The following is a 15168-nucleotide window of genomic DNA, read 5'->3' on the forward strand; positions in this document are numbered from 1 at the left end:
TGCTAATCTAAGGCACCCACCGAGTTCCCGCCGTTGCGGGGCGGGTTTATGAGTACGCGCCCTAGACGGTCATCGCGATTTTTCTCTTTACGGGTAGGGCGTTGAGTTGAACGGAAGTCCCGGGCCTCGGCACGCAACCTTCGGCTCCGTCAACTCCCGACGCCGCCGACCAGACGCGGGCGGTGATTTGCGAGCGGTTTCGCCGCGGGCAGGGCGCGTAGCCACACGCGAAAACTGACCACCTCCGGACAATCTGCCGTGCCTTCTGGCGCAACCAGCCAATCACCCGCGCCTGATCCCTCATCGATCCGTTCACAGCGATAGCCGGGATGGTGGCTCACGCCGCGGGCGATCAAGAGGTCCACCTTTCCCTCGACGAGCTCATGCAGGCCGGCGGGCTGCAGCACGCTCAAGCCGATCTCCGCATGTGCGCTGCGAAACGCCGCAAGCTCGAGGCGGCGCAGGTCGTAGCTGCCGTGGACCCCCACTTGCAGCAGCACCGTGCCTGCCGGCTTCAGCTGCGAGGTCGCCTCGGCAATGTGGCGGAAGCCTTCGGAGATCCCGGGCAGATAGGCCCGGCCGGCCTCGGTGAGGATGAGCTGCTTATGCAGCCGCTCGAACAGCTGCACGCCGAGGCGCGCCTCCAGCGCTTTCACCTGCTGTCCCACGGCCGCGGGCGTAACGTGCAGTTCGTGCGCGGCCAGCTTGAAGCTGAGATGGCGCGCGGCGGCCTCGAAGGCGCGGAGCGCGTTGAGCGGGGGAAGGGCGTAGGTCATCGCAACTGCACTTTGACACCGATAGGCCGCGTCCTTGCAATAGATTTTCTTGCGCTGAACCGCAGCAATGATGCTTTGCGTGGCCCTGATGCCGCCGGATACGCTTGACGCGCAAAATCTGGAGAAACGCCATGCCGCCAGCTCACATCGTCAGCCACAATCCCGCAACGGTTCACCCGCCCGCCGGCGGCTACTGCATGGGCCTGGAGCTGAAGCAGCATAACCGCCTGCTGTTCATCAGCGGCCAGGTGCCTCAAAATTCCGACGGCTCCGTGCCTGACGGCTTCGAGGCGCAATGCGAGCAGGCTTGGCGCAACGTCAGGGAAGTGCTCGCCGCGGCGGGCCTTGGCATTGAGCACCTGGTCAAGGTCACCACGTTCCTGACCGATCGCAGCCAAGTCGTCACCAACCGCGTCATTCGCCGCGCGGTGCTCGGGGAGCACCAGCCGGCACTGACGGTCGTGGTGGTCGAGACCGTCGACAGCAAATGGTTGCTGGAGATCGAGGCGATCGCCGCGGAATGAGGCAGCGTCGTGCTGTTGCAATGAGTCAATCATATCAGGTGTCCAATGGCTGAGATTCATCCGTTCTACCAGACGCATCGCCGCGCGATGGAGGCCGCCATGCGCGAGCGGATAGACCTTGCCGAACCGATGCTCCGCGAGCGCGCGCATCTCTCCGACATCGACGCAATCAGGCAGGAGGTGATGGACGAATTTCAGATCGTCCTCACCCAGATGCCCTATGTCGGCGGCGCGGCAAGCCGCATGAGCGATTTCTTCATGCGTCTGACCGGATTCATGGCGATCAGCCGGGTGCTGCGGCGCCACGGCGTGCCGGTGCCCGTGATCGGCGAGATCGAGCGCGAAACCTACAAGGCGCAGCTGCTGACGACGCCAGAAGCCGAGCGTCTCGCCGCGGGGCGCCAGTTCATGTCACGGGAGAACCAGGCCTTGATGCGCGAACAGGCGGCAAGAAGCGTTACACAAGCTCACCAAGCGGAGTTTCCGGAAGATTTCGTCTACGATTTCGTCGAGCCGGGTCCGCAGGACACTTTCGAATTCGGCATCGACTACAAGGCCTGCGGCTTCTGCAAGCTTGCGGCCTGCCATGGCGACAAGGAAATCCTGCCGAACATCTGCGGCCTCGACTTCGTCGCCTATGCCGCGCGAGGCATCCGCCTGGAACGGACCCAGACGCTGGCGGGCGGCGCAACCCACTGCAATTTCCGCTTCTCGCGATTAGACCGCACCCGCTGACCCGCGATATAGCTGATCCCGATTCCGCGTCGTCATTGCGAGCGCAGCGAAGCAATCCAGAAATGCATCCGCGGAGAGAGTCTGGGTTGCTTCGCTGCGCTCGCAATGACGGGGATGAACCAGCCTTCGAAGCCCGCTGCCGATGATGACATAATACCCCTGTTTTGCCCGACGGAGCAAATCGGCTTCGCAAAATCCGCAAGTTTACGACGCCCGCCGGCAAGTCATTGATTCCACTCGCACCGGCTACTGTGCATGGGGTTGTTTTCGCACTTTTGTCTTGCAGGCCGTCTATTCCGCCGCTTTCTCCCTCAAGCGCTGCGCATAGACGTTGATGACCAGCGCCGCCAGCAGGATCAGGCCGCGGATCAGGATCTTCAGGAAGCTGTCGATGTTGACGTGGTCGAGGCCGTTGTTGAGCACGCCGAGCACGAAGAGGCCGACGATGGTGTTGCCGATGCCGCCGCGGCCGCCGAACAGGCTGGTGCCGCCGACCACGACGGCGGCGATGGAATCGAGCAGGTAGGTGTCGAACTCGTTCTGCTGCGCACTGCCGAAATGGGCGACGCCGAGCATGCCGCCGAGGCCCGAGCACACCGCCGAGATCACCATCACCGCACCGAGGATCAGCTTGACGTTGAGGCCCGAATATTCGGCCGCCTCGCGATTGCCCCCGACCATGTAGACGTAGCGGCCGAAGCGCGTGTAGGTCAGCACCAGATGGCCGCCGAGCAGCATGATGGCGGCGACGATGACGATCCAGGGGATGCCGCCGATCGAGCCGGAGCCGAGCGTCGTGATCAGGCTCGGCACCTTGTAGGCGATCTGGCCGCGCACCAGCAGCGCGGAGATGCCGGCGGCGATCTGCATCATCGCCAGCGTCATGATGAAGGAGGGGATGCCGATCACGGTCAGCCCCACCGCGTTGACGAGACCGAGCAGGGCGCAGAGCAGGAGCGACAGGATGATCGCGACGGCGCCGGGCAGGGGGATGTTGGCGATGTTGACGTAGGATTCCTGCAGCGTGAAGTAGGCGACCGCAATGCCCGTGACGTTGGCGATGCTGGCGACCGACAGGTCGATTTCGGCGCAGAGGATCACGAAGGTGAGGCCGACGGCGATGATGCCCGTCACCGACACCTGGGTCAGGATGTTGCCGAGATTGTCGAGCGTCGCGAAGGAGGGGCTGGCGAAGGCGAAGAAGGCGGTGAGGAAGATCAGCGTCAGGAACGGGGCGATGTTGCGCATCTGCGAGCGCAGGAAGGGCGCAAGGCCCCGTGCCCGTTGTCCTGTCGCCAAAGCCGTCTCGCTGCTCATGTGCTTCTCCGTCACGCCGCTTCCAGCAGGCGGTCCTTGCTGACCGGCTCGTTCTTGAATTCACGCACCAATGCGCCGCGCTTGAGCACGAGGATGCGGTCGGCCAGCGACAGCACCGTTTCCGGCTCGGTCGACAGCACGATGATCGCGAGCCCCTTCGTTCTGAGGTCGCGCACGATGTTGATGACGTCGTTCTTGGCGCCGACATCCATGCCGCGGGTCGGCTCGCACAGCACCAGCAGCTTGGGCGGATAGGTCAGCCATTTCGCCAGCGCGACCTTCTGCTGGTTGCCGCCCGAGAGCATGCCGAGATCGAGACCGACCACTGGCGGCCTGATCTGCAGCTGCTCGACCTGGCGCTTGGCGATGTCGCGCTCCTGCGCTGGCTTGAGCAGCAGCGAGGAGATGCGGTCGAGAATGCTGATCGAGATGTTCTTGTAGACCGGCTCCTGGTGGAACAGCATGTCGCGCCGGCTCTCCGGCACCAGCGCCACGCCGGCGCGGCGCGCCGCCGCCGTGCTGGCGAACGTTTTCGTCACGCCTTCGACTGCAAGCGTCCCGCCGTCCGGCTTCAGCTTGCCGAACAGGACGCGCGACAGCTCCTGCTGGCCGCAACCCATGAAGCCATAGATGCCGAGCACCTCGCCGGCGCGGGCCTCGAACGAGACGTCCTGAAGGCTGCGGGACAGCGACAGCTGATCGACCCTAAGAATCACCTTGCTGTCGCTCGGTTGCGGCAGCATCAGGTCGTCGGTGTAGCTGTGCTCGAGCGCCTCGCCGCCGCGGCCGATCATGGCCTCGATCAGCGCGCACTTGCTGGTCGCGGCGCTCGCCGTCTCCGCAACCTTGCGGCCGTTGCGGAACACGGTCACCGTGTCGGACACCAGCAGGATGTCCTCGATGAAATGCGAGATGAAGACGATCGCAGTACCTTGCTCGCGCAGCCGCCGGAGCGCTTTGAACAGGCGCTCGACCTCGGGCGGGGAGAGGGCGGAGGTCGGCTCGTCCAGGATGACGATGCGCGCGCCGGAGAACAGCACGCGCGCGATCTCGATCAACTGCTGCAGCCCGATCGGAAGGTCGCCGAGCCGCGCCATCGGATCGACGTCGATGCCGAAGCGGGCGAGCTGCTCGCCCGCCTCGCGCGCCATCCGCCGCCATTGCACGAGGCCGAGGGCGTTGGTCGGCTGGTTGCCGAGAAAGACGTTCTCCGCGACCGTCAGGTCGGGCGCGACGCTGAGCTCCTGGTGCACCATGGCGATGCCGGCGGCATGCGCATCGCGCGCCGAGCGAAAATGCATCTCCTGGCCGTCGACCAGGAAGCGGCCGGAGAACTCGGTGTGCACGCCGGCGATGATCTTCATCAGCGTGCTCTTGCCGGCGCCGTTCTCGCCGACGAGACCGTGGATCTCGCCGGGATAAAGCGCAAAGTCGACACCACGAAGCGCTTCGACGCCGCCGAAGCTCTTCGTGATGCCCTGCAGTTCCAGGATGGGCTGTTGTCCCACGCTCATGAAAGATCTGGACGCTCAGATCAGGAAGTGATCCTGCATCCACTGCATCCCGGCCGCGTTCGCCTTGGTCACGACCGGACCGTCGGTGACGACGTTCTTCGGGATGCCCTGTCCGCTCTTCTCGCCGCCGACCACGGCGGAGACGCCCGCGACGATCGCGCCGCCATGGATGCGGCAGGACGGATTGCGGACGGTCGCGAACATGCGGCCTTCGCTGACCGCCTGGATCGCCGGCGGCATGGCGTCGACCCCGCCGATCAGGATGTTGGTGCGATTGCGCGCCTTCATGATGTTGGCGGCGGCCAGCGCCATGTCGTCATTGTGGAAGAAGGCCGCATCGATCTGCGGGTATTTGGTCAGATAGGTCTCCCAGAGACGGGCGGTCTTCGAGACGTCCCAATCGGCCGGCTGGGTGTCCAGCACTTCGATGCCCGGGAATTGCTTGACGACCGAGTTGAAGCCCTTGGCGCGGCCCTGCGCACCGGTGTGGCCGAGCGCGCCCTGCGTCATGATGATCTTGCCCTTGCCGCCCATGGCGTTGCACAGCGCCTGTGTCACCGAAGCGCCCATGAACTCGTTGTCGGGAGCGAGGAAGGAATGGACGTTGATCTGATCGAGCGGCGCGATCAGCGTGTCCATGTCGATCACAGGCGTGCCGGCATCGATCATCTTCTGCACCGGCTGGGTGAGGGTGCCGATGCCGAAGGCCTGGATCGCGACGAAGTCCCATTTCTGCGAGGCCATGTTGTCGATCGCCGCGCGCTGCTTCACCGCATCGAGCTGCCCGTCGAACCAGGTCACCTCGACATTGAACAGCTTGCCCCAGAATTCCGCCGCCTGCTTGCCTTGCGCGCACCAGGTGGCCTGGAGGCCGGCGTTGGAGAACGCCGCCTTCAACGGCTTCTCGCTGCGTCCGACTGCGGCCAGTGCGGGGTTTATGCCCATGCTGCCGAGGATGGCAGCTCCGGCGCCGGCGGCCGCAGCCGCCTGAAGAAGATCGCGCCTGGTCGTCGAGAAATCTTTCGTCCCGGACATCGCTCGCTCCCATATATTTTGTCGTCGGCGCGTCATTGGTAGCGCTACCGATCTCCGAAAGTCTCTCACAAGAGTTGTTCGCACTCAATCTGCATTCAGCCGCAGTGTCGTCGCAGCCCGCGCGTTGGTGCAGCGCAAAGCGTCAGGTGGCCGCGGCGGCGAATGCGTCGATCTCGGCGAGCAATGTATCCCAGGCCTGCGCGATCTCGGGCGTCCATTCATCGCCGAGCAGATCGCGGAGCGCATCCCTGATGACGGCGAAGAACGCGTTGAACAGCTCGCGCGGCGTGCCATAGGCGTCGTGCGAGGCGACCTCGCACGCGATCAGCCGGAAATGCCCGCGGCGCTCGCCGGCGAAGTCGAGAATCGCCTCGATCGTCAGCGCCAGCATCGACCCCTTCACGAGGTCACCGCCGTCCGTGCGGAACATCGCCTGCGTTTCCGGATGGAGATCGAACAGACGTCGATAGACGAACGGCGTGAGGTCGGCGCAGCGCGAGGCCGCACGTTCGAAGCTGTCGTGGATGGGATGAAAGGCCGCGTTCATCGACGGTTCAGCGCCGCGGGCAAAAAAAGAGCGGGGCCCTGGCCCCGCTCAAAAATTGTGTCGACCCTATTATCCCCGATCTTAAGATTTGATCTTGATTGACGGGGCGACGCTGCGTTTTGCGCGCCAGGGGCTCCTCCCGAGACTTGGACCACCAGGCCTCGACCTCGCGGTCAGCGCCTGAGCAAGAGGGATGCTAGATCAACTTTTCTCACTTGTCATCATTTTCGGCAACGAATGTTCAAAATAGGAGCAACTGACGAAACGATCGGGCTCCCGGCCCCCTAAATATATGACAGGTATAAGAAATTTGTGAATGGCCGGGCGGGTTTCCCTGCCTCAGATGCCGGCCCGCCGGAGGGTGGGGTCGTCCGACCACAATTTATCGAGCAGTTTGCGCAGGGCCCAACAGGCGGTGGAACTGGCCTCGACTCGGCCGCGTCCGAGTGATTAGTTAGCGCACGAACGAATGGTCCGGCGGATGCGCGCACGTCTGCAAAAATTCCTGCCTCTGGTCCTGCTCGCCCTGGTGATGCAGGTGCTGGCGCCGATCGCCGCCTGTCTCGCGGCCGGCCAGGCTGCGGCCGATCCGTTCTCTGCAGGCGTCATCTGCCACAGCGCAAGTGAGCAGGGCGGCCCGGTCGACGAGACCGGGACACCGGCCGCAAAAGCTGGCGCATGTGCGCTTTGTTGCCTCGCGCACGCTGACGCTTCGCTTGACGCGCCGCCCCATGCGGCGTTCTCAACTCCCGTCCGCCCCATCGCCCGCATCGTCTGGCACGTGGCGAACGCGCCCGTCCTCGCCGCCATCGACGGTTCGAGCGCTTGGGCGCGCGCTCCCCCTCGCATTTCCTGATCCGCGAAACCTTCAGCTCCGCGCCGGCTTCGGCCGTGCCGGGATCGCTATGCACCGGCTCTCTGCCGGCATCAGGAATGACCTCATGCCTCGTACAGGCTTCTTTCGACTGCTTTCCGCACGCAAAATTCTGCTTGCCTCAGCTTCTGCCCTCGTTGTGCCATCCAACGCAATCGCGGAGGAAAACCGACGCGAGCTTCCTCCCGTCACAGTCGACGCGCCGCGGGAGAAACGGGCCTCTCCAGCCCGCGCACAGCGAACCGCCGCGCGATCAACGCGGGCCCGCTCACCCGCAACTGCGCGTCCGCAACCGACGGCAGCTTCCGAAGGGACCCCTGGCCCTGGTGCCCTGGCGGTTCTCACCGCCCAGCAGGCGCTGAGCGAGATCAACCAGACGCCGGGCGGCGTAGCGCTGGTCGCAGCGGAGGCCTACCGGAATTCGACTCCCGCCAGCACGATCAAGGACGTCCTGGACTACGTGCCCGGCGTATTTGCGCAACCGAAATGGGGCGACGACACCCGGCTTTCGATCCGCGGATCCGGCCTGTCGCGCAATTTCCATCTGCGCGGCGTGCAGCTTTACATGGACGGCATCCCGATCAATACGGCGGACGGCTACGGCGATTTCCAGGAGATCGACCCGACCGCCTACAAATACGTCGAGGTGTACAAGGGCGCGAACGCGCTGCAGTTCGGAGCCAATTCGCTGGGAGGCGCCGTCAACTTCGTGACGCCATCGGGACGCGACCGATTTCCGAATGGAGTCTCGCTCGACGTGGGAGCCTTCGGCTTCAGGCGACTGCAGGCCAATGCAGGAGGCGCCAACGGGCCGTGGGATGGTTTCGTCACCGCATCAACGCAGGCCACGGACGGCTTCCGCGATCACAGCTTCGGCTCGGGCAACCGCGTGAGCGGCAATGTTGGCTACCAGTTCTCGCCGGATTTCGAGACGCGATTCTATCTCAACGCCAACGAGGTGCGGCAGCGCATTCCAGGAACCGTCACCAAGGCGTCTGCCTTGACCAATCCGGAGGCCGCGGCTCCGGCGAACGTTGCGCTGGACCAGCAGCGCAACATCGACACGATCAGGCTGGCAAACAAGACGACGATCCGATTCGACGACACCAGGTTGGAGTTCGGCGCTTTCGGCGTCGACCGGCACCTCATGCATCCGATCTTCCAGTGGCTCGATTATCGCTACAAGGATTATGGCGGCTTCGCGAAGGTTACGGACGATCGCATCATCGGCGGTTACCGCAACAGGCTGGTTGCGGGCGTCAACCTGTTGAACGGCAGCATCGACAACCAGCAGTTCGCCAACATTGCCGGACAGAAGGGGGCATTGCTGTCGTCGTCGATCGATCGCTCGGAGAACACCTCGGTTTACGTGGAGGACAGCTTCTACTTTCTGCCGAATGTCGCCGCCATCGCCGGCACGCAATTCCTGCATGCGACCCGCAATCGGCAGGACCGGTTTCTCAGCGACGGCGACCAGTCGGGAGCAACCCGCTTTGATCTTTGGTCGCCGAAGGCGGGCCTGCTGTGGCAGATCGACCCGACGTGGCAGGCCTTCGCCAATGTTTCGCGGAGCGCCGAAGTGCCGAGCTTCGGCGAGAGCGCGCGCGGTCCTGGCATTCCGACGATTCCGTTCACCAGCATCCGCCCGCAGATTGCGACGACCTACGAGATCGGGACCCGCATGCGACGGCCCGACTATTCGTGGGAGTTGACCGCCTATCGCGCCGATATCCGCGATGAGCTGCTGTGCCTGTACAGCGCGTTCGGCAATTGCAACGTGACCAATGCCGACCGAACCTTCCACCAGGGCGTCGAGGCTGGGGCAGGGGCAGCAATCTTCCGCCACCTCTTCGTGACAGGAGGCGCGCCCGACAAGGTGTGGCTCAACCTCGCCTATACTTACAACGATTTTCGCTTCGACAGCGATACGGAGTTCGGCAACAACCAGCTGCCCGGCGCGCCGCGTCACTATTTGCGCGCCGAGTTGCTCTACAAGCATCCGACCGGGTTCTATGCTGGTCCGAACGTCGAATGGGTGCCGCAGGCCTATTTCGTCGACAGTATGAACACGTTGACGACGGAGCCGTATGCACTGCTCGGATTGAAAGCGGGCTTCGACAATGGCGGACCGTTCTCCGCCTATATCGAGGGTCGAAACCTCACCAACAGGACCTACATTGCCAGCGCCAGTATCATCGATCGCGCCACGGCGACGTCGGCGTTGTTCGAGCCAGGCGCCGGCCGGGCGGTCTACACCGGAATGAGATATCGATGGTAAGCGCACTGGGGCTGCCGAGACCACCACGACCGATCCAATCAGATCAAAACCGAGGGAACCAAATGAACAGGATCAAGCTATCACTTCTGGCGGCCGCCATGCTGCTCGGCACCAGCGCGGCAGTCGCAGCCGACGACGTCAAGGCCGGCGATCTCGTCATCTCGCAGGCCTGGAGCCGGGCGACGCCGGGCGGCGCCAAGGTCGCCGGCGGCTATCTGACCATCGAAAACAAGGGGAGCGCCGCCGACAGGCTGGTCAGCGTGTCCGCCGATATCGCAGGCAAGGCCGAGATTCACGAGATGGCCATGGACAACGGCGTGATGAAGATGCGCGCGCTCGACAAGGGATTGGCGATCGAGCCCGGCAAGACCGTGAAGCTCGCCCCCGGCGGCAATCATTTGATGCTTCAGGAGCTGAAGGGGCCGTTCAAGCAGGGCGACAAGGTGCCGGTGACGCTTCAGTTCGAGAAGGCCGGCAAGATCACTGTTGCCCTCGACGTCCAGGGCGTCGGCGCGCAAGCACCGGGCGGCGGGGGGCACTCGGGTCACATGGACATGAAGAAAATGCCGGATCATTCGGGAATGAAGATGAAATGAGACTGTTCTGGACTCTCGGGAGACCGAATATGTCGAAGCGATCCTGCCTGATTCTGATTGCCGCGGTCGCCGCATCACCAGTGGCGGCGCATGTCTCTCTCGAGACCAAGCAAGCCACAATCGGCGCGTCCTACAAGGCGGTGTTCACCGTGCCGCATGGCTGCGCGGGCTCGCCGACGGTGAAGCTCCGCGTGCAGATTCCGGAAGGGGTCATCGCGGTGAAGCCGATGCCGAAGGCCGGCTGGACCATCGACGTCGTCGAGGGCAAATATGCGGGGGAATACGACTATCACGGCAACAAGCTCTCGTCCGGCGTCAAGGAGGTGGCGTGGTCCGGCGGCAAGCTGCCGGACAAGAACTATGACGAGTTCATCATGCAGACGGTGCTGACCGACAAGCTCAAGGCGAACACGACCTTGTACTTCCCAGTGGTTCAAGAATGCGAGACCGGCGTCAGACGCTGGATCGAGATCCCAACCGAGGGGTCAAGCCATTCGCATGAGGGCAAGTCGCCGGCGCCTGGCGTCAAGCTCCTGCCGAAACCCTGATGCGCCTCCTCGCCGCGCTCGCGACGCTGCTCTTCGCTGCGGGCTTCGCGAGCGGTGCGCTCGCGCATGCGGCGCTGATCTCGGTCGAGCCGGCGAATGGCAGCACGCTCGCGACCGCGCCCAAGATGGTCGAGCTGCGGTTCAACGAACCGGTAACGCCGGGCGCGATCCGGCTGATCGACGGGACGGGCAGGGCGCGGGACGAGACGCGCGTCAGCGCGTCCGGCGACACGATTTCGATCCAGATGCCGGCGGATCTGCCTGAGGGGACCGCGGTCGTCAGCTATCGCGTGGTCTCGCAGGATGGCCATCCGATCGTGGGATCGGTGATGTTTTCAGTCGGCATGCCGTCGGAGACGAAGCCGTCCGCGAGTACTGACCATTGGTTGGCCGCGCTGATCTGGCTGGCGCGCGTTGGCCTCTATCTCGGTCTGTTCGTAGGCGTCGGCGGTGTGTGGTTTGCGCGCTGGATATCATGGTCTCTGGCCGGCATGACCGTGCCGCGCATGGCGCTCGCGGTCGGCCTTTCCAGCGCGGTGGTGTCGCTCGGTGCGCTGGGTCTCGATCTCCTCGGCCTGCCGCCGGCGGCGCTCGCGACGGCCGCGCCTTGGAAGGTCGCGGTGGCAACCAGTGCCGGCCGCGCGTTTCTAGTTGCTGCCGCCGCGATGCTGTTCGCCTTGCTGGCGCTCCGCAGCGCATGGTCTTCGCGGGCTCTTGCGATCATTGCCATGGTCGGCGTGGGCCTGTCGCTCGCCATGAGCGGGCATGCCGCAACGGCGCCGCCTCGAATGATGATGCGCCCGGCGATGTTTCTTCACGGCCTGTGCGTTGCGCTATGGATCGGCGCTCTTGCTCCGCTCGCGGCTTTGCTGTCGAAGCCGACGCCGGCAACACTCGCCGTCGTGAAGCGCTTCTCGGGCATCGCCATGCCGGCGGTCGGCGTGCTGGCATTGACGGGCCTCGCCCTTGCGATTGTTCAGCTCGAAAAAGTTTCGGCGTTGGTCGAGACCCGCTATGGCCTCATCCTCTCGATCAAGCTCGGCCTGGTTCTCATGCTGCTCGCACTTGCGGCGCTCAACCGCTTCCGCCTCACTCCGGCACTCGCCCGCGATCGTGGAGCCCAGACCATCCTCAAGCGCTCGATCCTCCTCGAATGCGTGATCGCCCTCGCCATCTTTGCCGTCGTCGCCGGCTGGCGCTTCACGCCGCCGCCGCGAACGATCATTCCGGAGACGCCGTTGGCGATCCACATCCACGGCGACAAGGCGATGTTCCAGGTGCTGGTGTCACCTGGAAAGGTCGGCAAGGACGATTTCGTGCTCCAGCTCATGACCGGCGAGGGGACGCCCCTGGCGGCCAAAGAGGTGACGTTGACCCTCAGTCTGCCTGAGCGTGGCATCGAGCCGATGGAACGGGTCGCCTTGCTCGGGCCGGATGGCTACTGGCACGTGCGCAGGGTCGAACTGCCCTTCGCCGGCCGCTGGCGTGTGCGGATCGAGGCGCTTGTGAGCGATTTCGAGAAGATCACGCTGGCGGATGAACTCGAGGTGCCGCCGCCCTAGGCTCACCGGCTTTGCTGAGCACGGTGCTCCTGAAGTCAAACCTGAAGGCAACGGAAAAATGACAGCTATTTCGCCGCGTTAGCGGCTTTTCCTCATTCCCGTCTTGTGTTTTCGCTCCCAATCCGGTTTCACTGCAGGCGATCACTGATTCCCAGAGTATTACCATGCGGTTGTCGCGGTTCTTTCTGCCCATCCTGAAGGAAAATCCGAAAGAGGCGGAGATCGTCTCGCATCGGCTGATGCTGCGTGCCGGCATGATCCGGCAGGAGGCGGCGGGCATCTATGCCTGGCTGCCGCTCGGCTTTCGCGTGCTGAAGAAGATCGAGCAGATTGTGCGCGAGGAGCAGAATCGCTCCGGCGCGATCGAGGTCTTGATGCCGACGCTCCAGCTCGCCGACCTCTGGCGCGAGAGCGGCCGCTACGACGCCTACGGCCCGGAGATGCTGCGCATCGCCGACCGCCACAAGCGCGAGCTGCTGTACGGACCGACCAACGAGGAAATGATCACCGAGATCTTCCGCGCCTATGTGAAGTCCTACAAGAACCTGCCGCTCAATCTCTATCATATCCAATGGAAATTCCGCGACGAGCAGCGTCCGCGCTTCGGCGTGATGCGCGGCCGCGAGTTCCTGATGAAGGACGCCTATTCCTTCGACCTCAACGAGGCCGCGGCGCGTGTCGCCTACAACAAGATGTTCGTCGCATACTTGCGCACCTTCGCGCGGATGGGGCTGAAGGCGATCCCGATGCGCGCCGAGACCGGCCCGATCGGCGGCGATCTCAGCCACGAGTTCATCGTGCTCGCCGAGACCGGCGAATCCGGCGTGTTCATCAATCGCGACGTGCTGGACCTGCCGGTGCCGGGCGAGGACGTGGATTATGAGAGCGACCTGACGCCGATCATCAAGCAATGGACTTCGCTCTATGCGGCGACCGAAGACGTCCACGATGCCGCGCGGTTCGAGCAGGAGGTGCCCGTGGACAAGCGGGTGAACACCCGCGGCATCGAGGTCGGCCAGATCTTCTATTTCGGCACCAAATATTCCGAGCCGATGAAGGCGCTCGTGGCGGGGCCTGATGGTGTCGACGTGCCGATCCATGGCGGCTCGTACGGTGTCGGCGTCTCGCGCCTGCTGGGTGCCATCATCGAGGCTTGCCATGACGATGCCGGCATCAAATGGCCGGAAGCGGTGGCACCGTTCCGCGTCTCGATCCTCAACCTGAAGCAGGGCGATGCGGCCGTCGATGCGGCCTGCGAGAAGCTCTATGCCGAGCTCACGGCCAAGGGCGTCGACGTGCTCTATGACGACACCGATCAACGCGCCGGTGCCAAATTCGCCGCCGCCGACCTGATCGGCATCCCCTGGCAGATCATGATCGGGCCGAAGGGGCTCGCCGACGGCAAGGTCGAGATCAAGCGGCGCAGCGACGGCGCGCGCGAGACCATGTCGCCTGCCGACGCGGTCGCAAGACTTGTGGGCTGAGAAGGCTGATCGGCTGAATATTGTTCATCGCGCGATATCGCGGCCGCCAATCCGGCCACAATTGACCCCGAATCATGGGATTATCGAGCGATGGATGAGACCATGACCGAAACCGTGCAAACCGCGCCTTTCGCGCCCTTCGAGTGGATGCTGTCGGCGCGCTATTTGCGGGCGCGCCGGAAGGAAGGATTCATCTCGGTCATCGCCGGGTTCTCCTTTCTCGGCATCATGCTCGGCGTTGCGACGCTGATCATCGTCATGGCCGTGATGAACGGCTTCCGCAAGGAGCTGCTCGACAAGATCCTGGGCCTCAACGGCCACATCCTGGTCCAGCCCCTGGAATCGCCGCTGACCGACTGGAAGGACGTTGCCGACCGCCTCAGCCAGGTCGAGGGCATCCGGCTCGCGGCGCCGGTGGTTGACGGTCAGGCGCTGGCGTCATCGCCTTGGAACGCCTCGGGCGTCCTGGTGCGCGGCATCCGCTCCGACGATCTCAACAACCTCACCTCGATCGCCAAGAACATCAAGCAAGGCTCGCTCGAGGGGTTTGACGAAGGGCAGGGCGTTGCGATCGGCCGCCGCCTCGCCGACCAGCTTTCGTTGCATGCCGGCGACAGCATCACGCTGGTGGCGCCGAAGGGCGCAGTCACGCCCATGGGCACGACGCCGCGGATAAAACCGTACAAGATCGTCGCGGTGTTCGAGATCGGTATGTCCGAATACGACCTCGGCTTCGTGTTCATGCCGCTTGCCGAAGCGCAGGCCTATTTCAACCGCAGCAACGACGTCACCTCGATCGAGGTGTTCACGACCAACCCCGACAGGATCGATGCCTTCCGCAAGGCGGTGACCGAGGCGGCGGGCCGGCCGATCTTCCTGGTGGATTGGCGGCAGCGCAACTCGACCTTCTTCAACGCGCTCCAGGTTGAACGCAACGTGATGTTCCTGATCCTGACCATGATCGTGCTGGTCGCCGCGCTCAACATCGTCTCCGGCCTGATCATGCTGGTGAAGGACAAGGGCAGCGACATCGCGATCCTGCGCACCATGGGCGCCTCGCAAGGCTCGATCATGCGGATATTCCTGATCACGGGCGCTTCGATCGGCGTGGTCGGCACGCTGGTCGGCTTCTGCGTCGGCCTCGTGATCTGCGTCAACATCGAATCGATCCGGCAATTCCTCTCCTGGCTGACCTCGACCGAGCTGTTCTCGCCGGAGCTCTACTTCCTGTCGAAACTGCCCGCCGAGATCGACGTCGGCGAGACCACGGCCGTCGTCATCATGGCGCTGACGCTGTCGTTCCTGGCGACGCTCTATCCGTCGTGGCGCGCCGCGCGCCTCGATCCCGTCGAAGCGCTCCGGTACGAGTGAGGGACTG

14 protein-coding genes are annotated in these 15168 nt (G+C 64.0%); 9 read left to right on the top strand and 5 right to left on the bottom strand.

What is annotated here, in order from left to right; genetic code table 11:
* Positions 1-149: 149 nt before the first annotated feature.
* Positions 150-776: a LysR family transcriptional regulator gene (locus I6F20_RS04310; protein ID WP_225125175.1), complete on the bottom strand. Its 627-nt coding sequence runs from the start codon at positions 774-776 to the stop codon at positions 150-152.
* A 131-nt stretch (positions 777-907) separates the two neighbouring features.
* On the opposite strand from I6F20_RS04310, the gene I6F20_RS04315 reads away from it, so the two are divergent.
* On the top strand, positions 908-1300 hold the full coding sequence (locus I6F20_RS04315) for a RidA family protein (RefSeq protein WP_225125177.1): 393 nt from the start codon (positions 908-910) through the stop codon (positions 1298-1300).
* Between the two features lie 45 nt (positions 1301-1345).
* Positions 1346-2035 carry an L-2-amino-thiazoline-4-carboxylic acid hydrolase gene (locus tag I6F20_RS04320; protein ID WP_225125178.1) on the top strand — a complete coding sequence of 230 codons (690 nt, stop codon included), beginning with the start codon at positions 1346-1348 and terminating at the stop codon, positions 2033-2035.
* A 291-nt stretch (positions 2036-2326) separates the two neighbouring features.
* Here I6F20_RS04320 and I6F20_RS04325 read toward each other — a convergent pair whose 3' ends face one another.
* The 4 genes from I6F20_RS04325 to I6F20_RS04340 all read right to left on the bottom strand — a co-directional run bounded on the left by I6F20_RS04325 (position 2327) and on the right by I6F20_RS04340 (position 6448).
* Positions 2327-3352 (bottom strand): ABC transporter permease, encoded by a 1026-nt coding sequence (locus I6F20_RS04325; protein WP_225125179.1) that lies wholly within the window; start codon positions 3350-3352, stop codon positions 2327-2329.
* A gap of 11 nt (positions 3353-3363) precedes the next feature.
* Entirely contained in the window at positions 3364-4866 is a 1503-nt protein-coding gene (locus I6F20_RS04330; protein ID WP_225125180.1) for a sugar ABC transporter ATP-binding protein, read from the bottom strand.
* A 15-nt stretch (positions 4867-4881) separates the two neighbouring features.
* Complete coding sequence (locus I6F20_RS04335; RefSeq protein ID WP_036010114.1) at positions 4882-5901, bottom strand: sugar ABC transporter substrate-binding protein; 1020 nt, start codon at positions 5899-5901, stop codon at positions 4882-4884.
* A 142-nt stretch (positions 5902-6043) separates the two neighbouring features.
* Positions 6044-6448 carry a globin gene (locus I6F20_RS04340; protein WP_036025300.1) on the bottom strand — a complete coding sequence of 135 codons (405 nt, stop codon included), beginning with the start codon at positions 6446-6448 and terminating at the stop codon, positions 6044-6046.
* A 481-nt stretch (positions 6449-6929) separates the two neighbouring features.
* Here I6F20_RS04340 and I6F20_RS04345 point away from each other — a divergent pair, with 481 nt between their 5' ends.
* From I6F20_RS04345 to I6F20_RS04375, 7 genes are all read left to right on the top strand, one after another.
* On the top strand, positions 6930-7304 hold the full coding sequence (locus tag I6F20_RS04345; RefSeq protein ID WP_193374985.1) for a DUF2946 family protein: 375 nt from the start codon (positions 6930-6932) through the stop codon (positions 7302-7304).
* An 85-nt stretch (positions 7305-7389) separates the two neighbouring features.
* Entirely contained in the window at positions 7390-9600 is a 2211-nt protein-coding gene (locus I6F20_RS04350; RefSeq protein WP_225125181.1) for a TonB-dependent receptor family protein, read from the top strand.
* A 62-nt stretch (positions 9601-9662) separates the two neighbouring features.
* Positions 9663-10196 carry a copper chaperone PCu(A)C gene (locus I6F20_RS04355; RefSeq protein WP_225125182.1) on the top strand — a complete coding sequence of 178 codons (534 nt, stop codon included), beginning with the start codon at positions 9663-9665 and terminating at the stop codon, positions 10194-10196.
* A 29-nt stretch (positions 10197-10225) separates the two neighbouring features.
* Positions 10226-10744 (top strand): YcnI family protein, encoded by a 519-nt coding sequence (locus tag I6F20_RS04360; RefSeq protein WP_225113116.1) that lies wholly within the window; start codon positions 10226-10228, stop codon positions 10742-10744.
* Positions 10744-12306 carry a copper resistance CopC/CopD family protein gene (locus I6F20_RS04365; RefSeq protein WP_225125183.1) on the top strand — a complete coding sequence of 521 codons (1563 nt, stop codon included), beginning with the start codon at positions 10744-10746 and terminating at the stop codon, positions 12304-12306. Before I6F20_RS04360 ends, I6F20_RS04365 begins: the two co-directional genes overlap by 1 nt.
* A gap of 164 nt (positions 12307-12470) precedes the next feature.
* Positions 12471-13790: a proline--tRNA ligase gene (gene proS, locus I6F20_RS04370; protein WP_225113118.1), complete on the top strand. Its 1320-nt coding sequence runs from the start codon at positions 12471-12473 to the stop codon at positions 13788-13790.
* Between the two features lie 90 nt (positions 13791-13880).
* Positions 13881-15161 (top strand): lipoprotein-releasing ABC transporter permease subunit, encoded by a 1281-nt coding sequence (locus tag I6F20_RS04375; protein ID WP_036010095.1) that lies wholly within the window; start codon positions 13881-13883, stop codon positions 15159-15161.
* Positions 15162-15168: the final 7 nt, after the last annotated feature.

It is taken from the genome of Bradyrhizobium sp. IC3123 (genome assembly GCF_020193625.1).
Lineage (GTDB): Bacteria > Pseudomonadota > Alphaproteobacteria > Rhizobiales > Xanthobacteraceae > Bradyrhizobium > Bradyrhizobium yuanmingense.